Annotated in this window: 13 protein-coding genes; 9 read left to right on the forward strand and 4 right to left on the reverse strand. The window is 69.3% G+C overall.

Annotated elements, in window-relative coordinates:
* Window positions 1-19 precede the first annotated feature (19 nt).
* Entirely contained in the window at window positions 20-418 is a 399-nt protein-coding gene (locus DAT35_RS19840) for a DUF5335 family protein (RefSeq protein ID WP_108068628.1), read from the reverse strand.
* 168 nt (window positions 419-586) lie between these two features.
* Window positions 587-1,018 carry a type II secretion system major pseudopilin GspG gene (gene gspG / locus DAT35_RS19845; protein WP_108068629.1) on the reverse strand — a complete coding sequence of 144 codons (432 nt, stop codon included), beginning with the start codon at window positions 1,016-1,018 and terminating at the stop codon, window positions 587-589.
* A gap of 391 nt (window positions 1,019-1,409) precedes the next feature.
* On the opposite strand from gspG, the gene DAT35_RS19850 reads away from it, so the two are divergent.
* Genes DAT35_RS19850 through DAT35_RS19865 form a run of 4 tightly spaced genes read left to right on the forward strand, consistent with a single transcriptional unit; the run spans window position 1,410 to window position 13,734 of the window.
* Window positions 1,410-6,722, forward strand: a complete 5,313-nt coding sequence (locus DAT35_RS19850) for a type I polyketide synthase (protein WP_108068630.1) — start codon at window positions 1,410-1,412, stop codon at window positions 6,720-6,722.
* 4 nt (window positions 6,723-6,726) lie between these two features.
* The gene (locus DAT35_RS19855; RefSeq protein ID WP_108068631.1) at window positions 6,727-7,680 is read left to right on the forward strand and encodes a hypothetical protein; all 954 of its coding nucleotides are present in this window, start codon (window positions 6,727-6,729) and stop codon (window positions 7,678-7,680) included.
* Window positions 7,677-13,058, forward strand: a complete 5,382-nt coding sequence (locus DAT35_RS19860) for an SDR family NAD(P)-dependent oxidoreductase (protein ID WP_108068632.1) — start codon at window positions 7,677-7,679, stop codon at window positions 13,056-13,058. The genes DAT35_RS19855 and DAT35_RS19860 overlap by 4 nt, the downstream gene beginning before the upstream one ends.
* 4 nt (window positions 13,059-13,062) lie before the next feature.
* Window positions 13,063-13,734 (forward strand): 4'-phosphopantetheinyl transferase superfamily protein, encoded by a 672-nt coding sequence (locus DAT35_RS19865; protein WP_108068633.1) that lies wholly within the window; start codon window positions 13,063-13,065, stop codon window positions 13,732-13,734.
* 12 nt (window positions 13,735-13,746) lie between these two features.
* Here the strand turns inward: DAT35_RS19865 and DAT35_RS19870 are convergent, their stop codons facing one another.
* On the reverse strand, window positions 13,747-15,552 hold the full coding sequence (locus DAT35_RS19870) for a methyl-accepting chemotaxis protein (protein ID WP_108068634.1): 1,806 nt from the start codon (window positions 15,550-15,552) through the stop codon (window positions 13,747-13,749).
* A 198-nt stretch (window positions 15,553-15,750) separates the two neighbouring features.
* On the reverse strand, window positions 15,751-16,494 hold the full coding sequence (locus DAT35_RS19875) for an SDR family NAD(P)-dependent oxidoreductase (protein WP_108068635.1): 744 nt from the start codon (window positions 16,492-16,494) through the stop codon (window positions 15,751-15,753).
* Window positions 16,495-16,703: 209 nt separating this feature from the next.
* Here DAT35_RS19875 and DAT35_RS19880 point away from each other — a divergent pair, with 209 nt between their 5' ends.
* The 5 genes from DAT35_RS19880 to DAT35_RS19900 all read left to right on the forward strand — a co-directional run bounded on the left by DAT35_RS19880 (window position 16,704) and on the right by DAT35_RS19900 (window position 25,196).
* A complete protein-coding gene (locus DAT35_RS19880; RefSeq protein ID WP_233261583.1) occupies window positions 16,704-18,152 on the forward strand; it encodes an NAD(P)/FAD-dependent oxidoreductase in 1,449 nt (482 codons plus the stop codon).
* A 114-nt stretch (window positions 18,153-18,266) separates the two neighbouring features.
* Window positions 18,267-20,381 (forward strand): OPT family oligopeptide transporter, encoded by a 2,115-nt coding sequence (locus tag DAT35_RS19885; protein ID WP_108068636.1) that lies wholly within the window; start codon window positions 18,267-18,269, stop codon window positions 20,379-20,381.
* Window positions 20,382-20,517: 136 nt separating this feature from the next.
* Complete coding sequence (locus DAT35_RS60785; RefSeq protein ID WP_233261584.1) at window positions 20,518-21,879, forward strand: hypothetical protein; 1,362 nt, start codon at window positions 20,518-20,520, stop codon at window positions 21,877-21,879.
* On the forward strand, window positions 21,866-23,212 hold the full coding sequence (locus tag DAT35_RS19895; RefSeq protein WP_108068637.1) for a hypothetical protein: 1,347 nt from the start codon (window positions 21,866-21,868) through the stop codon (window positions 23,210-23,212). The genes DAT35_RS60785 and DAT35_RS19895 overlap by 14 nt, the downstream gene beginning before the upstream one ends.
* A gap of 373 nt (window positions 23,213-23,585) precedes the next feature.
* Complete coding sequence (locus DAT35_RS19900; protein ID WP_108068638.1) at window positions 23,586-25,196, forward strand: PAS domain S-box protein; 1,611 nt, start codon at window positions 23,586-23,588, stop codon at window positions 25,194-25,196.
* The last annotated feature ends 11 nt before the right edge of the window (window positions 25,197-25,207 follow it).

The following is a 25,207-nucleotide window of genomic DNA, read 5'->3' on the forward strand; positions in this document are numbered from 1 at the left end:
CAGCAGGTGGACGAGCTCCTCACGGCCCGGGCGCGGGCTCCTCGATGCCCAGCGAGACCTGGGCCGGCACCCGGACGCTCCCATCGAAGAAGACGAGGGTCTTCCCTCCGTCCTGGTCCTCGATGTCCATGCTGTTGATGTTGTCGTTGTCGTCCACGAGCAGGAACACCCGCGTCGGCTGGTCGATGTGGTGCGTGAGCTCCTCCTGATCGTCTTCCACCGTCACCTCGATGTCCCCGGCCTCGGAGCCCTTCGTCTCCAGCTCGATTCCCACCAGGGGAAGCGTGCGAGTCATCTCCTGATCGCCTATCTCCCGGTTCTCCACCTCGACATGGATGGGCTGCCCCATCGCCCTCTTGCTGAAGCGCTCGAAGTAGAGGAACCAGTCCTGCTTCGGAATTTCGATCGTGCGTCCCATGACCCACCTCCGCCCTGGAAGTTAGGTCCGCTGGCGTAGGTGAAACGCCCCCGCCCGCCGCCGAGGGCGAGCGGCCCTCCCCTCCGGCCGGAACCCAGCCGGGGCACCAGCCGGTTCCCACCTCTGTTTGAATCGCACCGGAGGGCGAGACGGCCGTCTCCCAGCGGACTATCGGCGCGCCATGGAGTCCTTCTCCTGGTCGCGCGAGGAGATGTCCGCGTCGACGCCCTCGCCTCCGGACACGCCGTCACCCCCATAGGAGGTGATGATGGGTCTGCCTCCCTCGTTCATGTACACGTACTCGTGGTCCCATGGGTCCTTGGGCAGCTGCTCCAGGGCCTGCGTCTCCACCAGTGCGCGCAGGCCGGTGGCCGTGTCTGGGAAGCGCCCCTTCTTCGCGTAGTAGAGCTTGAGCGCGTTGTGGATGGCGCCGATGTCCAGGCGCGCCCTGTCCTGCCTCGCCTCGTCGAGTTTCGGAATGACGGCCACTCCCACCGCGGCCATGATCAGGCCGAGGATGGTGATGACCACCATGATCTCGATGAGGGTCATGCCGTGCTGGCGGCGGCGCTGCTGCTTCCGCGTCTTCTTCTGGCTCATGTCGTGACGTCTCCCGTGGCCTTCCGTCAGGCCACCAGGCCGCCTGTGCAACCCCCGCGCCCAGGGCCGGGATGCGAGTGGCTCCCAGGAGAAACTCGCTCTTCCTCGGAGCCCGGCGACGCCACCTCGCCAGCGTGTCCCGCCGGCGGCGAGCGGGTGTGACACACCGTCACGGAGTGCGACCACCCGCTCCACGTTGATACAGCCTGGATGATCGCTCCCCAGGCGGCCAGCCGGCTCGCTCCCTGGCCACGCTCGCACCCAGGCGGGATGCGCCCACCCCAGCAGACGGATCCACCCTACGAGCCCCGTGGTAGGATCGGGCTCCCCTCCCGAGGTCCTTGCCTCCATCCCCCTTGGGTCCCGACCCGGCCCTTCAGAGAGAACCAGAATGGATGCCATCGCAGTGGTAGGATTGGGTTGCGTCCTGCCGAATGCCCTCCGCGTTTCCGACTTCTGGGCCAGCATCTCCACTGGCAAGGTGTCGCTGTCGAAGGTGCCCGCCAGAGCGTGGGACCACTCGCTCTACTACCACCCGGACCGCACCATGCCGGACCGGGCCCATGCGGAGCTCGGCGGCTTCATCCACGACTTCGTCTTCGACTGGCGCAAGTACAAGGTGACGCCGGCCGACGCCCAGCAGGTCAACCCCTTCCAGTGGATGGTCCTCGAGGCGGGCACCCAGGCGCTCTCCGCGGTGAAGGTGCTGCCCAAGGACACCACGGGCATCCTGCTCGGAGCCACCAGCCTCGGCTGGCAGCGCGACAGCGGCATGCACATCCGGCTGGAGGACATGCTGGACGCGGTGCGCGCCACGGACGAGTTCCGCGCGCTGCCCACCACCCGGCAGCAGGAGGTGCTCGAGGTCACCGCCCAGCGGCTGCGCGCCCGTCTCAAGGAGTGCAGTGACGACAACGTGGTGGGCTCCTCGGCCAGCGTGGCCGTCGGGCGCATCAACATGCAGTTCGACCTCAAGGGCCTGCACTACTCGGTGGACGCGGGGTACTCGTCCTCGCTGGCGGCCCTGGACCTCGCCGTGCGCGGACTGCGCGACGGAGAGTTCGACCTGGCGGTGGCCGGTGGCGTGAGCGAGATGCTGACGCCGCTGGAGTTCATCGCCTTCTCCAAGCTGGGCGGGCTCTCCGTGAAGGGCCACGTCCGCCCCTTCTCGGACGAGTGTGACGGCACCCTGCTGGGCGAAGGTGTGTCGCTGTTCGCCCTCAAGCGGCTGGAGGACGCGGAGCGGGACGGAGAGACCATCTACGCGGTGCTGCGCGGGATAGGCGGCTCGTCGGACGGCCGGGGCAAGTCCCTGGTGGCGCCGAGGCGCGAGGGCCAGGCGCTCGCCATGCGCCGCGCCATCGAGGACGCGGGCGTGGAGCCGGACTCCATCCAGTATGTGGAGTGCCATGCCACGGGCACTCCGGTGGGCGATGTCAGCGAGGTGCAGGCGCTGGCCAGCGTGTACAGCGGCGCGCACGGCTCCATCGCGCTCGGCTCGGTGAAGGCCAACATCGGCCACCTGCGCGCGGGCGCCGGAGCGGCCGGCCTCCTCAAGGCGGTGCTCTCGCTGCACCACGGACAGATTCCGCCGCAGCCGGGCGTGGAGCGCGTCAACCCGAAGCTGGAGCTGGACCGCACGCCCTTCCACGTCCCGCGCATGGCGCAGCCGTTCCGCCCCGGCACCACGCCGCGCGCGGCCGTCAGCTCCTTCAGCTTCGGCGGCAACAACTTCCACGCGGTGCTGGAGGCCTACCGTCCGGGAGGCGAGCGCAGGTCCGCCCCCCGCCGCCGCCAGGACGAGCCCCTGGCCATCATCGGCATGGGCGGCATGTTCCCCGGGGCCGCCAACGTCGAGACGCTCTGGAAGAAGCTGCTCGAGGGCCACGACGCCACCCGCGAGGTGCCCAAGGATCGCTGGAAGGTCGAGCGCTACTTCCACCCGGATCGCAAGGACCGGACGTACACGAAGATCGGCTGCTGGCTGGACGCGCTCCCCTCTCCGACCATGGAGATGCGGATTCCTCCCGCGGCCTGGGCCTCGTTGGACCCCTCGCACGTGGTGACGCTGCTCAGCGCCGAGCAGGCCCTCAAGGACGCCGGGTACTCACCGGACAAGTGGAACCGGGACCGGGTGGCCCTGGCGCTCGGCTTCCTGCCGTACCAGGGCATCAAGTTCCTCGCGGACTCGCGCGTGCGCTGGGCCGAGTTCTCCAAGGAGCTGCGCGACACGCTGGAGAAGTCCGGGCTGCCGGAGGAGCTGCGCGGCGCCATCCTGCGCAACGCCGAGGAGCGCTACAAGGCGGGCCTGCCCCCCATCAGCGAGGACAGCCTCACCGGCTACCTGGGCAGCCTCAACGCCGGCCGCATCTCCTCGCTCTACGACTTCCACGGGCCGCACATGGTGATGGACTCGGCATGCGCCAGCTCGCTCGCCGCGCTCCACGCCGCCTGGAAGATGTTGCAGCATCGCGAGGCCGACATCGTGCTCACGGGTGGTGTGTGGGCCGACATGTCGCCTGAGTTCTTCATCGCGGGCTGCCGGTTCAACGCGCTGTCCGCCAAGGGCAGCACGCCCTTCTCCGCCAAGGCGGAGGGCTTCGTCCCCGGCGAGGGCGCGGGCATCCTGGTGCTCAAACGGCTCTCGGAGGCCGAAAAGGACAAGGATCGCATCCACGCCGTCATTCGCTCCATTGCCGGCTCGAGTGATGGTAAGGGCCGCTCCGTGCTCCCCCCCAGCGAGATGGGTGAAACGCTGGCCATGCGCCGCGCCCTCACCGCCGCCAACGTGCCCCCCACGAGCGTGGACTACGTGGAGTGTCACGGCACCGGCACCGCGCTGGGTGACGTGGTGGAGACCAAGTCCACCCACAACGCCTACAGCGAGGGCCGCACCCGGCCCATCCTCATCGGCTCGGTGAAGTCGAACATCGGCCACCTCAATGCCGGGGCCGGCGTGGCCGGGATGATCAAGGTCACCCGCGCGATGCAGGAGGGGCTCATCCCGCGCTCGCTCAAGAGCGAGCCGCGCAACCCGAAGATTCCCCAGGGCGTCGAGGTGGTGACGGACAACCGCGAGTGGCCCGCCCCCGCTGGAGGAGCCCCGCGCCGCGCCGGAGTGAGCTCCTTCGGCGTCGGCGGCTCCAACTTCCACACCATCCTGGAGGAGTACAAGGCGCCGCCCTCGCGTCCGGAGAAGAAGGAGTCCGAGCCCGCCGACGGAGAGCCGAAGCTCGTCGCCGTGGCCGGCGCGGACGCCCGTGCATGCCTGACTCAGCTAGACGCGCTCTGCGAGCAGCAGGGGCCGCTGGAGGACACGCGCCGCACGCCCGAGGGCCCCTGGCGAGTGGCCATCACGGCGCGCACCCGCGAGGAGCTGCGCAAGAAGCGCGACTTCCTGCGCAAGGCGGTGGAGTCGGGCGGAGACCTGGAGCCCCTGGGCCAGTCCGGCATCTTCGCGGCGGGCCCGGATGCGCCCCTGCGCGGTGCGAAGGTGGCCGTCACCTTCCCCGGCCAGGGCGGCCAGTACGCCAACATGCTCCGGCCGCTCGCCCGCGCCTACCCCGTGGTGGCCCGGACGCTGGAGGAAGCCGACCGCGTCTACCTGCGCCTCACCGGGCGCACGCTCACCGGCAGCTTCTACACGGAGGACCCGAAGAACTACCGGCAGAACGACGAGGACATCCACGCGGCTGTCTTCCTCGTCAACGTGGCGCTCTACCGCCTGCTGGCGGCCCACGGCATCCACGCGGACCTGCTCATCGGCCAGAGCGCGGGCGAGCTGGCGGCGCTGGTCGCCGCGGGCAGCCTCTCCCTGGAAGATGGCCTGCACGCCATCCACTCGCGCACGGTGGCCGTGCTGGAGATGCCCACCGAGGACCCCGGCCAGATGGCGGCGCTCGCCTGCGCCTCCGAGCAAGTGCCGGAGCTGCTCGCGGGACTGCCTGGCTACGCCACGCTGGCGGCGGACAACGGGCCTCGCGCCTGCATCGTGTCCGCGGACCGCCACGCCCTGCCCGGACTGGTGGAACGCTGCACCGCCCGGGGCATCGAGTGCAACGTGCTCGCGGTCTCCCACGGCTACCACTCGGAGCTCATCGGCAAGGCGCGCCCGGCCTACCAGCGAGTGCTGGACGGGCTGACGTTCCACAAGCCCGCGGTGCGCCTCATCTCCACCATCGACGCGGCGGACTACGGCAACCGGCCGCTGCGCGAGTACCCGTCGTTCCTGACCAGTCAGTTCGTGGAGCCCGTGCGGCTCCGGCAAGCCCTCGGAGAGGCGCACCGTCAGGGCGCCCGCATCTTCATCGAGGCCGGTCCCAAGTGGTCCCTCACGCAGTTCACGCGGGAGATCCTCAAGGGACAGCAGCATGGCGCCATCGCATCGATTCATCCCAAGGTAGGTGACATGGAACAGTTCAAGCGCGTGGTGGGATACTCATTCGTGAACGGCGTCGGCCAGCTCTCGGCGGATGGCGCTGGAGCCGAGGTGGAGCAGGTCCTGCTCCAGCTCCCACTGGATGGGGTGCTCGAGCCCGCCACCGCCCTGAAGGTGGCCATCGCCCTGGGACGCGAGTTCGGCGTGGACGCCTCCGTGGCCCAGCCGGAGAACCTGCGCACCTTCGAGGCGATCATCGCCCTGGTGGAGCAGCTGCGCACGGGACAGGCCGCGACCGGCACCGCCGCCGCCGCAGCGAAGGCACCTCCGCCGCCCCCCGCTCCCGCTCCCTCCGCCTCGCAGCCCGAGACCACGGTGCTGAAGTCCATCGCGCTGGAGCAGGAGGTCCGCCGCGTGCTGCTGGACACCGTGGTGGCCAAGACGGGCTACCCCGAGGACATGCTGGAGATGGACCTCGACCTCGAGGCCGACCTCGGCATCGACACCGTCAAGCAGGTGGACATCTTCGCGCGCACCCGCGAGCACTTCGGCGTATCGCGCGACCCCAACCGCGCCTTGCGCGACTTCAACACCCTGCGCAAGGTCATCGACCACATCGTCGAGCGCATCATCGCCGCCGGTGGAGCCTCCGCCCCGGCTTCTGCTCCGGCCCCCGCGGCCCGGCCCGCTCCGGCGGCTCCCCCGCCCGCCGCCGTGCAGGCTCCCGTTGTCCCCGCCACCCCGGTGGTCTCCGCCGCGTCGAATCCCGCGGTGCCCACCGCCATCGCCGCCTCACTGAACCTCGCCGCGAGCGTGCGCGAGGTCCTCCTGCGCAACGTGGTGGAGAAGACGGGCTACCCGGAGGACATGCTGGAGATGGACCTCGACCTCGAGGCCGACCTCGGCATCGACACCGTCAAGCAGGTGGACATCTTCGCGCGTACCCGCGAGGCCTTCGGCGTGTCGCGCGACCCCAACCGCGCCCTGCGTGAGTTCAACACCCTGCGCAAGGTCATCGACCACATCGTCGAGCGCGCGCAGAGCACGGGTGCCGTGCCCCCGGCCACCTCCGCGCTGGCCTCCGCCGCCGCGGCCGCACCTCCCGCCGCCGCAGCAGAGGAGCCCTCGAAGCGCTCCGGAGGTGGTGGCCCGCGCTCGGTGCGCGACGCGCTGCTGGCGATGGACCTCCGCCAGGTGGGCGCCAAGGACGGAGAGCTGCGCAAGCTGGGTGAGGCGATGTCCACTCGCCTGGGAGTCTCCGCGCCTGATACGGGGAAGGTCCGCACACTGGGCGAGCTCGTCCAGCAACTGATCAAGGATCGCTAAGTCCGTGCAGCCCGATACCTCGCAATACCCACTGCTGGAGGATGTCTCCGAGGTCTTCCGCGGCGAGAGCGCGGTCGCCAAGCGCGACGTGCACCTGCCCACGGAGCTCGATCAGGAGACGCGGCTGTTGTCCGCGTCCCTGGAGCTGGAGTTCCTCGCCGAGGTCGGCGCGCTGGTGTACCCGGACCGCGTGCTGGTGGGGATGCGAGACGTGCGCTGGTTCCTGCGCGCTTCCGAGCCCTCGTCCGCCGCGCGGCTGGTGGGGCGTGCCCGCCGCGAGGTGGATGGCGAGGTGTCCGTCTTCCTGTCGGTGGAGCCGGTGGTGACGGGCGCCAACGCGGGACACGAGGAAGGGACAGAGGAGCCCATCCCCGTCTGCCGTGCCATCCTCCAGTTCGGCCAGACGTACGGGCCCGCGCCGTGGCCGCAGCAGCAGCAGATGCTGGCCCCCAAGTCGGAGAACCTCCAGAACGGCCGGCAGCTCTACGCCTCCGTGGGCGGACAGGGAGACCGCGTCCCCGAGTCGCTCCAGGTCGTCTCCTGGGCCCGGCTGTGCGAGCTGGGCCGGATTCAGGGCGGGCTCGTCCACACCCGCGCGCTCTCGAAGGTGCTGCCCGCCAGCCGCATCCAGGTGGCCCCCGCCGCGCTGGAAGGCGCGCTGCACCTGGTGAAGTGGCTCTGGTACTCCTTCTCGGGCGAGGGCTCGCGTGAGATGGCCATCTCCGAGGCCACGTGGTTCCGCATGCCCCGGCGCGACGAGCGGCTCATGTGTGACGCCCGCCTGAGTGGTGCCAGCAGCGGGCTGGCCTCCTTCGACGCCCACCTCCTCGGCCAGGACGGCATCCCCGTCCTCGAGCTGCGCGGTATCGCCATGGCCTCCCTGCCCACCGAGGACCTGGCCCCCACCCTGCCCCGTCTTGCCTGGCAGTCGTTCGTCAAGAGCCTCACCCCGCGATGACCACGCCCACGCACATTCCCCTCGCCATCGTCGGGCTCGGGTGCCGCCTGCCCGGAGCCGACACGCCGTCGCGCTTCATGAACCAGTCCCTGGAGGGGATGCGCGCCCTGACGCGAGCCCCGGAGGACTGGAGCGCCGGGCTGAATCTGAACCATCCGCTGATGGGCGGCTTCGTCCCCGAGGAGGGCAAGGACTGGAAGCAGTTCCGCCTGCCGCCGGCCCACGTGGAGAAGATGCACCGCATGGAGCGGCTGCTCCACCTGACGCTGCTCCAGGCGACGCAGGACGCGGGCTACAGCCCCGAGAAGAGCCCCGGCGGCCGGTGCGCCATCTACCTGGGCTCCACCGGCCTGGGCGTGGACCTGAAGACGGACCAGGCCCTGCGCCTGCGCACGCCGGAGCTCCGCGAGCACCTGGCGGCCCTTCTCCAGGGACGGGCCGACGGCGCCCGGCTGCTCGAGGCCGTGGACCAGCGCGTGGACGCGGTGGCCCCGCCCATCATCACCGAGTCGGTGCCCATGACGGCCACCATGGTGGCCAACCGCCTCTCCAGCCTGCTGGACACGCGCGGCGGGCACCTGGCGGTGGACGCGGGCACGGCCTCCTCGCTCGCGGCGCTGAGGCTGGCCTCGCTCTCGCTGCAACTGGGGCACTGTGACGTGGCGGTGGTGGGCGCGGTGTCGCCGCTGGTGAGCCCCTCCTCGTTCGGCCTGTTGTCGGCGCGCGGCTGGCTGGCGCAGCAGGAACTGCTCGCGCTCGATGAGCGCTCCTCGGGCACGATGCCCGGTGAGGGCGCCGTGGCGCTCGTGCTGTGCCGGCTGGACGACGCGCTGGCGGACAAGCAACGCATCTACGCCGTCCTCCACGGCGTCACCGAGGAAGTGAACCTCAAGCAGGGCATCTCGCGGCTGTCGCGCATGGTGGACCGGGCCGCTCGGGCCTGCCTGGACCTGACCGGGGTGGAGGCCGAGCAGGTGCGGCACGTGGAGCTGCAGGCGTGCGGCGTGCCGGGCCTGGAGGACCAGGAGATCATCGGCCTCAAGGCCGCGCTCTCCGCGACGCGCACCGAGCCCCTGACGTTCTCCTCCGCCACTCCCCAGGTGGGCTTCCAGCAGGCGGCGAGCGGGCTGGTGTCGGTGATGCGCGCGGCGCTGTCGCTGCATGGAGGCGTGCGCGCGCCCGTGGCCGGCCTCACCTCGCCGCGGCATGGGGCGGAGGGAGCGCTGCAGTGCCTCACCCGTCCGGAGAAGCTGCCTCCGCGCAGCTACGTGGGCGTCAGCTCGCTGGGCTGGAACAACATCGCCTATCACGCGCTGCTCGGCCCCGCGCCGGCCCGCGAGGCCTGGGCGGACATCCGGCCCGTGCGCCCGCCCACCCAGAAGTTCGCCATCGTCGGCCTGGGCGCCATCGCACCGGGGGCGCCGGATGCCCAGGCGCTCTGGACGAACATCGTCTCCAAGGCGGACGCCATCGGCGACCTGCCGCCCTCGCGCTTCGACGTCAACCGCACCCTCGGCGCGCTCATGAGCAAGCAGGAGGTGGTGCCCCGCCTGGCCGGTACGGTGGATCTCCCCCCGGCCGATGCGCGCTGGCTCAAGCTGCCTCCCTCCCAGGCCGCGGCGCTCGACCCGGCTGTCATCCTCTTCGTCAAGGCGGCGGAGGAGGCACTTGGACACGCGGGCTACGAGCCCGGCGTGTGGAACGGGCGGCGCGTGAAGGTGGTGGTGGGCCAGCTGCCCGTGCGCGCCAAGGAGTTCGAGACCGAGCTGCGCTTCGTCTGTGAGCGCTACCTGAAGGTGGCCGCGGAGGCGCTCCACACCCAGGGGCTGACCGCCGGACAGGTGGCGCCCCTGCTCGATGCGGTCCGCCAGCGCGTACTGGGCACGGTGCCCCCGCTGGATGAGAACACCGCGCAGTACTACTCCGGGCTGGCGACCGCGTCGCGGCTGGCGGCCCTGCACGACTTCACCGGCGGGGTGATGACGGTGGACGCGGCCTGTGCCAGCTCCCTGGCGGCGCTGCACACCGGCATGCTGGCGCTGGCCAACCGCGACGCCGACGTAGTGGTGGCCGGTGGCGTGGCCTTCAACCTGGTGCCCGAGTACGCCGCCGCGCTGGCAGTGCTCGGCATCCTCTCCCCGCGAGGCACGTTCCCCTTCGACGATCGCGCGGATGGCTTCGTGCCCGCCGAGGGCGCGGGTGCCATCATCGTCAAGCGGCTGGAGGACGCGGAGGCGCAGAAGGACCGCATCATCGCCGTCATCTCCGGCATCGGCTTCTCCAGCGACGGACGAGGCACCAGCCTGTTCGCGCCCAACCCCAAGGGCCAGGCCCGGGCGGTGGAGCGCGCGCTGGAGGACGCCAAAATCCATCCGGACCAGATGGGCCTGCTCGAGGCGCACGGCACGGGCACGCGGCTGGGCGACAAGGTGGAGGCGGACGCGTACGGCGAGGCCTTCCACACCCGCGGCCGCGACAACCCGGTGCCCATGGGCACGCTCAAGTCGCAGATCGGCCACACCTCGTCGGCCTCCGGAGCGCTGGGCATCATCAAGACGGCCTTCGCGGTGAGCGAGGCCTTCCTGCCGCCCATGAACGGCGGCGAGTTCCCCAAGGCGGAAATCCCCTTCGACAAGCTGCCCATCGCCCTGTCGCTGGAGGGCCGCCCGTGGCCGGCGCCCCGCGAAGGACGGCGGCGCGCCGGGGTGAGCTCGTTCGGCATTGGCGGCACGAACTACCACGTCATCCTGGAGGAGCACGACAACGCGCACCGGAAGCCCCAGACGGGGGATCCGCTGAGTGCCACCGCCAGCTACCCCATCCCCAGCCGCGGACTGTCCGCGCAGCGCTGGCGCGTGGACCTGGTGCCGCTGTCGCTCTCCTCGGAGAAGCGCTACCCGCTGCCGGGCAGGAAGCTGCTGCTCGTCGGTGACGAGCCGGGCCTGATCGCCGCCTTCAGCCGCCTGCTGGTGGGCAAGGGCGTGCGCATCGCCACGGTGTCGGTGGCGGGCCTCACGGACGCCATGGAGGTGGAGAAACGGGTGCGCCGTGCCAGCGAGGAGCTGGGAGGCGCGGACGGCGTCATCGACCTGGGAGCCTTCGGACCGGTCGAGTACTTCCTCACCCTGGGCAGTGCCCGCTTCGCGCGCCGGATGGCGGAGACCACCGCGCGCTGGCACGGCACCGGGCGCGCCATGTACGAGCGCCTGCGGGACGCGAAGGGCCGCAGCGCCTGCTACGTGGCCGTCACCTCCATGGGCGGTGACTTCGGCTTCGTGGGCGACGGCGGCAACGTCATGGGCGGCTCGCTCGCGGGCTTCCTCAAGGGGCTGAAGCAGGAACTCCCCAGCGCGGTCATCAAGACGATCGACTTCGAGCCCCGTGCCTCGCACTGGGTGGTGGCGGAGACGGTCGCGCGGGAGATTGAAGAAGGCAGCGACCGGACGGAGATCGGCTACATGGCCAGCCGGCGCTTCGTGGTGGGCCTGCGCCGGGCGGACTTCCCCAAGGAGGGCAGCCAGGTGCTGCGCCGGGTGGACCCGAGCTGGGTGCTGCTCTTCTCCGGCGGTGGGCGTGGCGCCGTCTTCGAGGTGGCCAAGGCGGTAGCACGGCTGGGGCCGAAGGTGATCGTCACCGGGCGTACCCCGGCCCCCACGGGCGACGAGCCCTACCTGGCGCTGGACGACAACGACTTCAGGACCTTCGAGAAGGAAGAGATGGTCCGCCGCAAGAAGGCGGATCCAACCCTCACGCCGGTGAAGTTCCGGGAGGCCTTCGAGCCCTACGAGCGGGCGCGCGAGCTGTGGCGCAACCTCCAGGAGGTCTACGCCCAGGGCCTGTCCATCGAGTACGAGACGTGCGACTTCCGCAACAGCGCGGATGTGCGGGCCATGGTGGACCGGGTGCGCGAGTACCACGGCCACATCGACGGCATCGTCCACGGGGCCATGGTCGAGGCCTCCAAGAGCCTGCCGGACAAGACGCCGGGCATCGTGGCCGCCACGATGGAAGTGAAGGTGCTCGGGCTCATGAACCTGCTGGAGGCCACGCGGCGTGACGACCTGAAGCTGATGATGTGCTTCGGCTCGGGCGCGGGCCGCTTCGGCAACAAGGGCCAGACGGACTACAGCGCCGCCAACGATTTGATGAGCAAGTGCGCCATGGCGTACGCGCACCGGGCCCGGCCCCACATGCGCTGCGTCACCATCGACTGGACGGCGTGGGAGAGCGTGGGGGCCGCGGCGCGCAACAAGGACGTGGTGCAGAACACCGGCGTCTCCTACATCACCCCGGCCGAGGGCGCGTACTGGTTCATCAACGAGCTGCTGCTCGGCCGCACCGAGCGCGAGGTGGCCATCTTCGAGGAGCGGCTCTTCCGCGAGTGGCCCTTCCTCGGGGCTTCCGCCGATGGTCCGGGCGCCCGCACCGTCTATGACGATCGGGGCTTCCTGCTCGTCCCCTCCGACTATCCGATGCTCGACTGCGTGGAGCGGCACGACGAGGAGGGCCTGGTCGCCACGAGGACGTTCGACCTGACCACGGATCCCTTCGTGCTCCAGCACCAGCTCGACTCGGTGCCCATCATGCCGGGCACCTTCGGCTTCGAGATGCTGGGCGAGGCCGCGGCCCTCTTCCGCCCGGACCTGGCCGTGCTGCGCGCGGAGAACCTGCGCATCGAAACCCCGCTCAAGTTCTTCAAGGCCTCGGAGCGGACCAAGAGCAAGCCCGTCCACGTCACCCTCACGGCCAAGGTCATCAAGCAGCAGGGCGACGAGGTGACGCTCTACGTCGAGTCCAGCAGCGACCTGGCGCTGGGAGGCCGCTCCGACCAGACGCAGCGCCGAATCCACCAGCAGGGCATCTACACGCTCGGACCGCAGCCGAACTGGGAGCCGGGCAATGGCCAGCTACCGGAGGCCCTGCCGGGCTCGCGCGCGCGCTCCATCTTCCACCTGGCCAAGGAGCCGCTGTACCTCGGTCCGCTCTTCTGCCGCGCCGAGTGGGTCTACGTGGGCGAGACCGAGGTGGAGGGCATCATCCGCGCCCCGCGCCAGCGGGAGATCTTCACCCACGTGGCGCGGCCGCGCTTCCAGTTGGATCCGCTCCTGCTCGACGCCTCGTTCCAGGTGGCGGCCAACTGGGACGGCCACCACAACAACCTGGTCTCCGTGCCCATGGGAGTGGATCACCTCATCCGCGGGCGGCAGCGGCGCCTCGGGGAGTCGGGGCACGTGAAGGCGCGGATGGTGAAGGTGGAGGGCGAGGACGTCATCTACGACTTCGAGGTCCGCGGCGAGGACGGTGCCCTGCTGCTGGGAGGCACCGGGCTGTGGTTCCGGAGGTTGCGCCGGGGTGAGCGCCGGAGTGCGGAGACCTGAGCGAATGCACCTGCCCGACGGGCGGGAGGTGGTGCTCGGCTGGGGAGAGGTGGGGCGCGAGGAGGACTCCGCCCTCTCCCCCCGGGAGCGCGAGGGCCTCGCCCGGTGCAGGACGGACAAGCGGCGCCAGGAGTTCGTGGCGGGCCGGCTCGCCGCGCATCGCGCCCTGACGCTGCTCGAGCCGGGGCTGCGCGCGGAGGTGACGGCGCGCGAGGACGGGCCGGACTCGGGACGTCCCTGCTTTACTCCCGAGCGGGGGCTCGCGCTCTCCATCTCCCATTGCGAGGGGCTGGCGGTGGCGGGAGTCGCTCGTGGGAGAGCACTGGGCGTGGACCTGGAGCAGCGGGTGGAGGCCAGCGGGGCCTTCCTGGAGGAGGCCTTCGCACCAGGCGAATGGGAGGGCTACCTGGCGGTCCGCGAGGGGCGGATGGACCCGGCCACCGCGGCCTGGGCCATGAAGGAAGCGGTGCTCAAGGTGTGGGGCGTGGGGCTGCGCGCTCCCCTGCAGAAGGTGGCGGTACGGCCGGTGCTGCTCCACGCGGACGAGGGCCGGGTGTCCCTGCGATTGACCCTCGAGACGGAGGGGCTCCCTCCTGGATTGGGAGAGCCCCCCTCGACGCTGACCGCGCTCCTGATGGCGTGGCCAGCCGGGCGGGTGCTGGCGATCGCCGGATAGGCGACCGCGCCGCTACCGCTGCTGCTTCTGCTGCTCGCGGATCTGCCAGTCGTACTCACCCACGAAGACGCTCACGCGCTCTGCCACCATGCGCATCTGGTCGGCGGCCTCGTCGCTGGTGCGCAGGCTGGACATCGTCTGGTCCATGATCTTCGTCAGGTCATTCACCGCCTGGAAGATCTGGCTGATGCCCTGGTTCTGCTGGGTGACGGCGGCGGAGATCTGCCGCACGGAGCTCACGTTGTCGCGCACGATGCCGGAGAGCTGCCGGATGTGGTCTCCGAAGGACTGCAGCTGCTGCACGCTGCCCTGCACCTTCTCGGAGCCGCTCTCGGACATCTCGGCGGTGGTGCGGATCGCCTCGCTCAGGTCCTGCAGGATGTTCTGCACGCTGTAGGTGGCCTTGATGGACTGATCCGCCAGGCTGCGGATCTCCCGCGCCACCACCGCGAAGCCCTTGCCGTGCTCTCCGGAGCGCACCGCCTCGATGGCGGCGTTGAGCGCTAGCATGGTGGAGCGGTCCGCCAGGCTCTTCACCGTGGTGGTGATGTTGGCGATCTGCCGGGCGCGCTCATCCAGGGAGCGGATGCTCTGCGCCATCTGCACCACCTGCTTCTGGATGTCGTGCATGCCCGTGACGCTCTGCTCGAGCGCGGACTCACCGGAGCGGCCGATCTGATCGGCGCGCTCGGCCTGCTGCAGCACGTCCTCCGCCTTCTGGGCGGCCACCATCGACGTCTGCTTGATTTCCTGGGCGGTGACCTGCGTCTCCTGGAGCGCCGCGGCCTGGACGGAGAGCGCCTCCGTCTGTTCCTTGTGGGAGCTGCCGAGCCGCTCGGCGGACTGGCCCAGCATCTGCGCCGAGTCCGTCAGCGAGGAGGAGAACGTGCGCAACCGCTCGAAGGCCGCCGCGGTGGAGATGGACAGGTCACCCACCTCGTCCGTGGCCACCCAGGCCGGCAGGGCGGGCTTGCCCGAGGCGATCGACTCGATGGACTTCTGCACGGCGCTCGTACCCTGGCTCTGGTGACGGGCGATCTCCCAGGCGCACCACGCCGCCGCGAGGATCATGAAGCCACCGACCGACACCACCGGGAGGACGATGGAATTCAGGATGCCTCCCACCCGCTCGCGCAGCAGCGCCACCAGCGCCGGGGCCACCTTCTGCACCTCCACGAAGAGCTCGGCGAAGCCGACGCCCGTCTTCTTGGCGACGATGATGCTCGTCACCGTCAGCGTGGCGAACACGAACAGGGCGAAGCAGTAGGGCAGGTACCAGCGCTGCTTGGGCCACAGGAAGCCCGTCTCCTCCAGCCGCAGCTCCGGGTACTTGTGGAACTCCTCCAGCGCGTAGGGGCGCAGCAGACGCTCCAGCCGGATGGCCAGGCGGATGCCGACGACCATCGCCAGCAGCACGAAGGAGGCCACCGCCTGCGGGATGATGATGGGGTCCAGCCCGTAGAGCACCGTGGGCCATCCCGCCCAGATGGTGCAGGAGACGCCGTAGCTCACCAGCAGCCCGTACTCGATCTTCCGCGGCGCCTTGAGGATGCGCTTGAGGCGATCTCCCGGAAGATCCTGCGGGTTCTCCGCGAGGGCATTCTTGATGACCACGTAGATCATCACCACCGGGGCGATGATCCCGAAGATCGGGCTGTTGCACGTGGCATTGATGATCGACACACGCAGCGCCTGCTCCGGGGGCAACCCCATGACCAGCGAGAGCATGTAGGCCACGGGAGCCAGCGCCGTCAGCATCGACAGCTGCTGCTCCAGGAAGCTCTTCAGGACAAGACCCTTCAACTCACCCTTGTTCATCGAGCGCCCATCCTATCACCGTTCGCCCACAATGCCGTTTTCCAGCCGGTGCGTCCGGCCGCACTCCAAGCGAACCCGCTCCCTCGGCAGCACACCGTGCGTCATACCCCGTGGAGTCCACTCCGGGCACCCGACGTACCAGGGTGTATGACATCGCCCACCCGAGGAGTTGGACCCTCTGGGAAGGAGCCGGAGCGCTCACCGCATCAGGTAGCCACCATTGACGCCGAGCGTCTGGCCCGTCACCCAGCGGGCATCCTCCGACGCGAGGAACGCGACGACGCCACTGACGTCCTCGGGGCGGCCCATCTTGCCGATCAGCGTCTGGGCGGCGATCTGCTGCCGCATCTTCATGGGCACCTCGGAGGCCATGTCCGTGGCCACCTGGCCGATGATGAGCGCGTTGACCGTGATGTCCCGGGGCGCCAGTTCGGTGGCCGCGGTGCGGGTGAGCGACTCGACGGCGGCCTTGGTGGCCGCGTACAGCCCCCCGCCCGCGAAGCCCTTGTGCGCGCCAATGGAGGAGAAGTTGATGATGCGCCCTCCATTGATCATGTGGCGCCCCGCCAGGCGGCTGCCCACGATGAGCCCCCAGATGTTGACGTCCACGAGTTGCTGGAACTGCGCCCGGGTGATGCCCTCCAGGGGGCCGGAGCCGAAGGCGGCCGCGTTGTTGACCAGGATGTCCAGCCGGCCATACTGCTGGATCGTCGCCGCGAAGAGCGCCTCCAGTTGCGGCTCGTCGCCCACGTTGGCGCGCACGGTGAGGACCTCGCCCCCGGCGGCCCGGATGGAGGAGGCCACCTCCGCCGCGGCCTGCTCGTTCTGCACGTAGTTCAACACGACCTTCGCGCCCTCGGAGGCCAGCCTCCGCGCGACGGCGGCGCCGATTCCGCGAGAGCCTCCCGTGACGATGGCCACCTTCTGCTCGAGCCTGCGCATGTGCGTTGAATCCTCTCGCGACGACTGACGAGGGAAAATTCCAGGCCAGTCAACCGCGCGAGGCAAGAGGCTACCACCGCCAGCGAACACACCTTCACTGGGATAGGATCGCTCCCACTTCGACCCAGAGTGGTTGGCCCCCCCAACTCCAGCTCACGTATTCTCAAAACCCGGAAGCTTCACGAGCCTGCTCAACTTGGAGGAACCTGGTGCATTCCAACTCGCGTGGATTCGGACAGGCTGTGGTCATCGGAGGAAGCATCGCCGGGCTCTTGAGCGCCCGGGTGCTGTCGGATCACTTCGAGAAGGTGATCATCCTCGAGAGGGAGCCACTGCCTGAGGGTCCAGAGGCGCGCAAGAGTACTCCGCAGGGGCGTCACATCCACGCGCTGCTGGAGGCCGGGCTGAAGACGCTGGACGCCCTGTTCCCCGGGATGGTGCAGGAGATGGTGCGCGAGGGGGTCGACCTGGTCGACATGGCGCGGGACGCCGTCTGGCTCCAGTCCGGAAGCTGGAAGGTGCGCTACGAGAGCGGCATCCAGTCGATCCTCGCCTCCCGCCCCTTCCTGGAGTGGAAGGTGCGCGGCCGGGTCACCGCGCTGCCCAACGTGGAGGTGCGGCAGGGGTACGGCGTCGAGGAGCTCGTGGCGGACGCCTCGCGCCAGCGCGTCACCGGAGTGAAGGTGAAGGGGCCGCAGGGCGAGCAGTTCCTGGAGGCGGAGCTGGTGGTAGACACCAGTGGACGGGGCTCGCGGGCACAGCATTGGCTGGAGACGCTGGGCTACAGCCGTCCGGAAGAGGAGCAGGTAGGCATCGACCTGGGGTACACGAGCCGGTTCTACGAGCGCCCCGCGGGTTTCGATGACTGGAAGATCATGGTCGTCAATGGGCGCGCGCCCGAGGCGAAGCACTCCGGCTTCATCGCGAACGTGGAGGGCGGACGGTGGATCGTCAGCCTCAACGGGTACTTCGGCGACCACGCGCCCACCGACGAGGCGGGCTTCCTGGAGTTCGCGCGCAAGCTGCCCACGCCCTATCTCTATGAGTACATCCGAAACGCGAAGCCGCTGACCGCGCCCGTCACGCACAAGATTCCCTCGAGCCGCTGGCTGCACTACGAGCGGATGGAGCGCTTCCCGGAGGGCTTCGTGCTCCTGGGTGACGCGGTCTGCGCCCTCAATCCCGTGTTCGGCCAGGGCATGACGGTCATCAGCCTGGGGGCGAAGATTCTCGGGGAGGCCGTGGCCCGGGCGCGCACCTCGCCGGGCGGGCTGCACCAGGGGATGTCGCACGGCTTCCAGAAGGAGCTCGGCAAGCTCGTGGGGACGTGCTGGTCCCTGACCACCACCCTGGACCTGGCCCACCCGGAGACCCGGGGCAAGCGGCCCCCCGGGCTGAAGGCCGCCCTATGGACCATCCAGAACATGGTCGACCTGACCTCGGTGGACGCGAAGTCCTGCCATGCGTTCTACGAGGTGCTGCACATGCGCAAGGGGATGGAGGGGCTGCTCCAGCCGGGGTTCGCGGCGACGCTGCTGGGCTACAGCCTCAAGAGCCTATTCGTCCCGAGGGAGAAACGGGCGAACCTGACCACCCTGCCTCCCCCGCCGGGCAAACGGACCCCGGCGGACGCCGAGCCGGTGGACGCTGCCGCATAGCGTCACGCCCGCCTGCTGGGCTGCGGCTCCCGGACACCGCATTTGGAGGACGGGGGAGGGAGTTGTAGAACTCCCCCCGACACGGCCGTCCCCCAGACCGGGAGCCCCCACACAATGCCCGAAGCAGCCAAGACCGAGGCAGCGCGGAACGACGTCGTTCCGACTGGCGCCGCCCCGAGCGACCTCAGCAAGACAGCAGCCGACTTCCAGCCGTACATCCCCGCCGAGCGCACGGACGTGGCCGAGTTCACGCCGAAGGCCATCGGTATCGGAGTGCTCTTCGGCATCATCTTCGGTGCCGCGACGGTGTACCTGGCCCTGAAGGCGGGCCTGACCGTCTCGGCGTCCATCCCCATCGCGGTGCTCGCCATCTCGCTGCTCAAGAAGCTGGGTGGCTCGACGATCCTCGAGAACAACGTGGTGCAGACCATCGGCTCGGCGGGCGAGTCCATCGCCGCGGGCGTGGTCTTCACCCTGCCGGGCTTCCTGTTCCTGAGCACCGACAGCAAGGGCTCGAGCTTCTTCGAGTACTGGACCATCTTCACGCTGGCGCTGCTGGGCGGCGTGCTGGGCACGCTGATGATGGTGCCGCTGCGGCGCTCGCTCATCGTGAAGGAGCACGGCAACCTGCCCTACCCCGAGGGCACGGCGTGCGCCTCGGTGCTCATCGCTGGTGAGAAGGGTGGAGACCTGGCGAAGATCGCCTTCCAGGGCGTGGGCTTCGCGTTCGTGTACGCGCTGCTGCAGAAGATCGTGAAGCTCATCGCCGAGACGCCGGCGCTGGTGACGAAGCAGGCGAACAAGTACTTCCCGTCCGCCACGCTCAACGGCGACATCACCCCCGAGTACCTGGGCGTGGGCTACATCATCGGCCCGAAGATTGCCGGCGTGCTGGTGGCCGGTGGCGTGCTGGCGTGGCTGGGCATCATCCCGCTGCTGGCCTCGGTGGTGCCTGCGGACACCATCGCGGCACAGCTGGTGAAGCTGGGCTACCTGGAGAGCCTGACGAAGGCGGGCGGTCCCGGCGGGTGGGATCCGGTGGCGCACACCTTCGCCAACACGGCCACGGCCATCTACCGCGCGTACGTGCGGCAGGTGGGCGCGGGCGCGGTGGCGGCGGGCGGCTTCATCACGCTCATCAAGACGCTGCCCACCATCGTGTCGGCCTTCAAGGAGAGCCTGGCGTCGTTCAAGCAGGGCGGCGGGGCCGCGGCACAGAAGCGCACCGAGCGCGACCTGCCCATCACCTTCGTGCTCTTCGGCTGCGTGGGCCTCATCCTGGTGATGGCCGTGCTGCCCTTCCTGCCGGGCAGCGTGTTCGGCCGGCTGCTGCTGGGCGTGCTCATCGTGGTGTTCGGGTTCTTCTTCGTGACGGTGGCCTCGCGCATCGTGGGCATCATCGGCTCGTCGTCCAACCCCATCTCCGGCATGACGATCGCCACGCTGATGGCCACCTGCCTCATCTTCATCGGCATCGGCTGGACGGGTGACATCTACCAGCCCATGGCGCTGTGCGTGGGCGGCATGGTGTGCATCGCCGCGGCGAACGCGGGCGCGACGTCGCAGGACCTGAAGACGGGCTACCTGGTGGGCGCCACCCCGCGCGCGCAGCAGATTGGTCTGATGATTGGCGCGGTAGCGGCGGCGATCGTCATCGGCCTCACCATGAAGGTGCTGGACACGCCGACCTCGGAGCTGCAGGCGCAAGGCGTGCAGCACATGATTGGCTCGGACAAGTTCCCCGCGCCGCAGGGCACGCTGATGGCCACGCTCATCAAGGGCCTGCTGTCGGGCAACCTGGACTGGCAGTTCGTGCTGGTGGGCGTCTTCCTGTCGGTGACGATGGAGCTGTGCGGCGTCAAGTCGCTGTCCTTCGCGGTGGGCGCGTACCTGCCGCTGTCCACCACCGCGCCCATCTTCGTGGGCGGCGCCATCAAGGGCCTGTCGGACTACATGGCGCAGCGCAAGGGCGAGCACGTGGAGGAGTCCGAGCTCGGTCCCGGCAACCTCTTCTCCACGGGCCTGGTGGCCGGCGGCGCGCTGGCCGGCGTCGTGGTCGCCATCCTGTCGGTGAACGAGGGCGTCAACGCGGCCATCGGCAAGCTGTCGGTGGAGCATGCGCTGACCCAGGCGGTGGGTGACGGCGGCTACCAGCTCATCGGCGTCATCGCCTTCGCCATCATGTGCTTCGTGCTGTACCGCATCTCGCGCAAGCCTTCGCAGGCCTAGCGGCTCGCGAGCAGGAGCAACCGGAGCGCTCGGCGTGGGTTCCCCCGCCGGGCGCTTCTTTTTTGTCCCGGAAGGTCTCGAGGCGCGAGCCGGAAGCGATTGCCCGGCACGCCCGTGGCGGAGAGACTGACCGGCCATGCGCCGCTGGTTCCGAGTGGCCGCGCTGGTGGCCCTGAGCCTCGTGCTGGGTGGCAGCCGGTGTGGTGAAGACGAGGGAGTGCCGCTCGAGGAACTGCGCCGGGACGTGGCGCCGCCCTTCGACTACGCCCTGTACAGCGACGCCCGGGGGAGGCTGACGGGCAGGAACTCCGACGTGCTGCTGGTGCACCGCTCCGAGCACCTGGAGCGGGTGTACGCGGACGCACAGCGCGGAAACGCACGGGCCCGAGCCCTCTTCGGCCAATTGGAGGCACAGGTTGCGGCCAGCGGAGAGCCGCTGGCGGACCGGGCTCTGGGGCTGGTGTGTACGGCCCTGCCCACGTGCACGGTGCGCTGGCAGTTCCTCGACGAGCTGATTCCCTCGCGAGGCGCGGGGGGTATGCGGCTGCGGCACGTGCTCGCGACGAGCTTCGAACAGGCGGCCCGGCTCAAAGGCGTGGAGAACGCCGTCATCACCGCCGTGCTGAGCGTGCTGATGGTGGGCATCACGGTGGAGGCGGCAGAGGCCAAGGCAATGGCGACAGAGGCTCGCACCTTGGCCACGGGGGCGAGCCTCACCGAGGGGCTGTCGCTGGAAGAGGCAGCGGCGCTGGAGGCCCGCCTCGCGGAAGCCGAAGCGCTCGAGTCGGGTGCGCGTCACCCAGCACAACTGGAGGCACTTGCCCGTTACCGGCCCTCGGTGAACCAGCCTCCATCCGGGGTGGCCGCCAACAGCGGCAGGTGGGTGGACTACGTGGCGTACTGGGAACGGCGCTACGAGGAGCTCGCAGGCACCCGGCAGCGGCCCGCTGGCGGGCCCGCCGTGAAGCCCCCGCTCGAGTGGAACAGTTACAAGACCTTCCTCGGCCGCTTCCAGCGAGCAATGGAGTTCCAACGGGATGTCGCGCAGATGCTCCGGCAGCAGGCAAAATTGGCGGAGACCCAAAGACATTGGCTGCGCGGCCTGGAGCACCCCATTGTGACGGAGAACGTGGGGCTGGTGCACGAGGGCCGGACCTCGCTCACCTACGTGGACCAGTTCGTCGTGGACGAGTCCTCCCTGCGTCCAGGCCGCACGCCCACCGTCCACTGCTTCAGCAACAAACAGCGCAGCTTCAAATCCATGGACAAGCGCGAAATTGAAAGCCAGCTCAAGGCCGACGCGCTGGAAGCGTTGACGAAGTATGGAGGTACAGTGGAGGTACGCAGACCCGGCCACCCCCTCTTCGGCCGCAGGGTCGAAGTCTCCCGCGTCCATCTCGTCTACGACGAGCAGGGCTTGACTCCGTCGGACAAGAGAATGCTCATGAATAGGGCGCAAACCCTGGACATAGAACTGCACTTCCATGCACAGCAATGATTGGAACAAAGAGGACACTTTCACTTTGTGCCTCTTCTCTCCCCGCAACCCGCTGCTGGACCGGGGTCTCGAGGGATTGGATGAGGTGCTGGACTTCGTCGAGTCCCTGGATGCGCAGCTGCGCCCCAACCTCGTGTATCTCTCGCGCGACCGGAAGTATTCGCGCAAACTGGTGCACGAGCGGCTTCACGAATTCAGGTTCGGCACCAGCACGAGCATCTATTTTGCTCGCACCCGGCCGATCAATGAGGAACTGGGGTTCAAATTCTACGACCAGAGCGTCGAAGATACCTTTTTCACCATCGATTTGACGCTCAGGCCTTTCGCCGTCGTCCGAGAGGAGGGCCGAGCCGAGGAGCGCACCTACCAGCTCCTCTCCCTGGTGCGCTCCTTCGCCCAGCGCTTTCCCCTATCCTACGGGCTGGCCCACAGCTCCCTCGACTTCCACCTGGGCAGCGACCCGCACTCGAGCAACTCCCGCGCGCCCAAGGGCGTCTACGAAGCGTACTGGCTCAACGTGTACGGCCCTCGCCTGGTGGAGCAGCTCGGCCGCCAACGCGTGCTGTCCACTCCCTCCGCTCACCTGGAGGAGCTCCCCGGCGGTGCCATCTTGTGGCTCACCCGCCCCACCCCCGCCGATTTCGACTCCGAGGAGGCCCGCCTCGCCCAGGCTCGCGCCCTCGTGCACCTGCGCCCCGAGCTGAAGCTGGAGGACACCCTCGCCACCCTCCGCCAGCGCTCGCTCATCTTCACTCCCCTTCCCTTCCAGTTCGATGAGGACGTGGCCGACATCCTCCAGTGGGAGGTGGAGGCCCGGGGATTGGAGGACAAGCGCAAACTGGTGGAGCGCTTCAACGCCTACCACCCTCCTCCCGTCTCCGAGTGGCTCCCCGCCTCTCAGGCCCCGACCCCCGATGTCGGCGACGTACAGCGCGTCATCGACAACTACGAAGGCCTTCATGCCGAGCAGCTCGTCGCCCTGCTGCACAAGGAGATCCCCGCCCTCATGAGCGGCTCCGTGGAGGCGATCCCCCGGGTGGACTTCCACCTGTGGCACTCCGGCTGGGGAAAGCGACTGCCGGATGAAGAGAAGGAGCTGCTCATCCCCGCCCTCGGCGCCTGGCTGGGCATGCACCTGGTGCACTCGCTGGGCGGCCGTTGGGTGCCTCGCCGCACGCTGGAGGAGTCCGCCGTGGTGCTCGGCGACAGGGCCTGGCTTCCCTTCCTCCGCGCCCGCCATGCCATCCAGGGCCGTGACGCGCCCCTCGACTCCTCCTGCACCCAGCTCTTCCGTCTCGCCCAACGGCTCTCCGCCCGCCTTCGTTCTCACTGAGCCCGTTACATCGCGGCCGGCGAAGTCAATCCCAGGCGCGTCGAGCCCGCTCCGGGCCTCGGGCCCAAATCATGCATCCTGGACGCAATTAATCGCTTGGGAAACACCGGGAGGGTGTGGTGTTTCAGGCGCCAATCACTCTCTCCCGGCATGGCTGTCATCATGCTGACGCGTGAGCCGATTCCAGGGGGGCTGATCTCGTGCAAGAGGCCAGACATCACGGCGGAGGAGCCCCATCCACCGGGCCACTCCGTTCCAGCCCGCCCCCTCCGGACACGGTTCCGCTGCTCCGGCTCCCCCTCCCGCAGCTCCCATCCCCCCTCCTACTGGCCCTGCCCGTGCCCCGCTCGGCGGCGGCCCGCGTCCTGCCCTCATGACCGCCCAGTCCCCATCCCCCTCCCCCCCCGACGAGCTGGCCGAAGGTCTCTTCCAGGTCCAGCACCACGCCCTGCTGCGCGCCATCCTCGACAACCTCTCCGAGGGAGTGATTGTCGCCGACGCCAGGGGCCACCTGCTCTACTTCAGCCCCAAGGCCCAGACACTCAGCGGCCTCGGACTCACCGACGCTTCTCCTGAGGCCTGGAGTGAAAAGTACGGCGTGTTCCATCCGGACATGCGGACGCGGTGCCCCACCGAGAAGCTCCCGCTGTACCGCGCCCTCCGTGGAGAGCAGGAGCCCGAGGAGGAGCTCTTCATCCGCAATCCCCAGGCTCCAGAGGGCCGGCACATCCATTCGAGCGCCCGGCCCGTGCGCGACATCCAGGGGACCCTCCTGGGGGCCATCGTCAGCATGCGGGACATCCACCGCCAGCGCCAGGCTGAAGCCGAGCGTCACCTCACCGAGCAGCGCTTCCGCCTCATCGTCGAGGCCGCGCAGGAGGGCATCTGGACGCTCGACACCGACAACCGCACCACCTACGTCAACCACTACCTGGCCGAGATGCTCGGCTACACGGTCGACGAGATGATGGGCCGGCACGTCCACGAGTTCATGGACGAGGAGCGCCGCCAGCGCGTCACCCAGAACCTCGAGAAGCGGCGCCAGGGCCAGGGCGGCGTCGTCGACTTCCAGTTGCTGCGCAAGGACGGACAGCCCGTCTGGACGATGTTGTCGTCCAACCCCATGTACGACGAGGAGGGCCGCTACGTCGGAGCGCTGGCCATGGTCACCGACATCACCCAGCGCCGCGCCGCCGAGGAGCAGGTGCGCCAGCTCAACGCCCAGCTGGAGCAGCGCATCGCCGAGCGCACCGCCCAGCTCGAGTTCTCCAACCGGGAGCTGGAGGCCTTCGCCTACTCCGTGGCCCACGACCTGCGCGCCCCCCTGCGCTCCATCTCCAACTTCACCCTCGCCCTCACCGAGGACTGCTCGGCCCAGCTCGACGACACCGGCCAGGACTACCTCAAGCGCATCCGCGCCTCCGCCCAGCGCATGTCCGAGCTCATCGACGGCATCCTCGCGCTCTCGCGTGTCAACCGCACCGAGTTCGTGCAGGCGGAGGTCAACCTCTCCGCCCTGGCGCGCTCCATCGCCGAGCAGCTTCAGCGCTGGCAGCCCCAGCGCACCGTGCGCTTCCGCATCCAGGACGGCCTGGTGGACCGTGGAGATTCCCAACTGCTGCGCTCGGTGCTGGAGAACCTGTTGGGCAACGCCTGGAAGTTCACCCGCGAGCGGGCCATCGCCGAGATCGAGTTCGGGACCACCCTGCTCGAGGATGGCAAGCAGCGCGTCTACTTCGTCCGGGACAACGGGGCCGGCTTCGACATGGCCTTCCGCGAAAAACTCTTCGGCGTCTTCCAGCGCCTGCACACCCAGCAGGAGTTCGAGGGCAATGGCGTGGGACTTGCCACCGTGCAGCGCATCCTCCGGCGCCACGGAGGCCGCATCTGGGGCGAGGGCCTCGTCGGCCATGGCGCCTCCTTCTCCTTCACCCTCCACGAAACCACCACCCCGCCGGCCGTCGAGCCGGGCCCGAACACCTGAGGAGAGACTTG

The organism is Vitiosangium sp. GDMCC 1.1324, assembly GCF_003044305.1.
GTDB lineage: Bacteria > Myxococcota > Myxococcia > Myxococcales > Myxococcaceae > Archangium.

Excerpts from the sequence above, each read along its gene's own strand:
- DAT35_RS19840 (WP_108068628.1), bottom strand. The coding sequence starts at position 418 with ATGGGACGCACGATCGAAATTCCGAAGCAGGACTGGTTCCTCTACTTC.
- gspG (WP_108068629.1), bottom strand. The coding sequence starts at position 1,018 with ATGAGCCAGAAGAAGACGCGGAAGCAGCAGCGCCGCCGCCAGCACGGC.
- DAT35_RS19850 (WP_108068630.1), top strand. The coding sequence starts at position 1,410 with ATGGATGCCATCGCAGTGGTAGGATTGGGTTGCGTCCTGCCGAATGCC.
- DAT35_RS19860 (WP_108068632.1), top strand. The coding sequence starts at position 7,677 with ATGACCACGCCCACGCACATTCCCCTCGCCATCGTCGGGCTCGGGTGC.
- DAT35_RS19865 (WP_108068633.1), top strand. The coding sequence starts at position 13,063 with ATGCACCTGCCCGACGGGCGGGAGGTGGTGCTCGGCTGGGGAGAGGTG.
- DAT35_RS19870 (WP_108068634.1), bottom strand. The coding sequence starts at position 15,552 with ATGAACAAGGGTGAGTTGAAGGGTCTTGTCCTGAAGAGCTTCCTGGAG.
- DAT35_RS19875 (WP_108068635.1), bottom strand. The coding sequence starts at position 16,494 with ATGCGCAGGCTCGAGCAGAAGGTGGCCATCGTCACGGGAGGCTCTCGC.
- DAT35_RS19885 (WP_108068636.1), top strand. The coding sequence starts at position 18,267 with ATGCCCGAAGCAGCCAAGACCGAGGCAGCGCGGAACGACGTCGTTCCG.
- DAT35_RS60785 (WP_233261584.1), top strand. The coding sequence starts at position 20,518 with ATGCGCCGCTGGTTCCGAGTGGCCGCGCTGGTGGCCCTGAGCCTCGTG.
- DAT35_RS19895 (WP_108068637.1), top strand. The coding sequence starts at position 21,866 with ATGCACAGCAATGATTGGAACAAAGAGGACACTTTCACTTTGTGCCTC.
- DAT35_RS19900 (WP_108068638.1), top strand. The coding sequence starts at position 23,586 with ATGACCGCCCAGTCCCCATCCCCCTCCCCCCCCGACGAGCTGGCCGAA.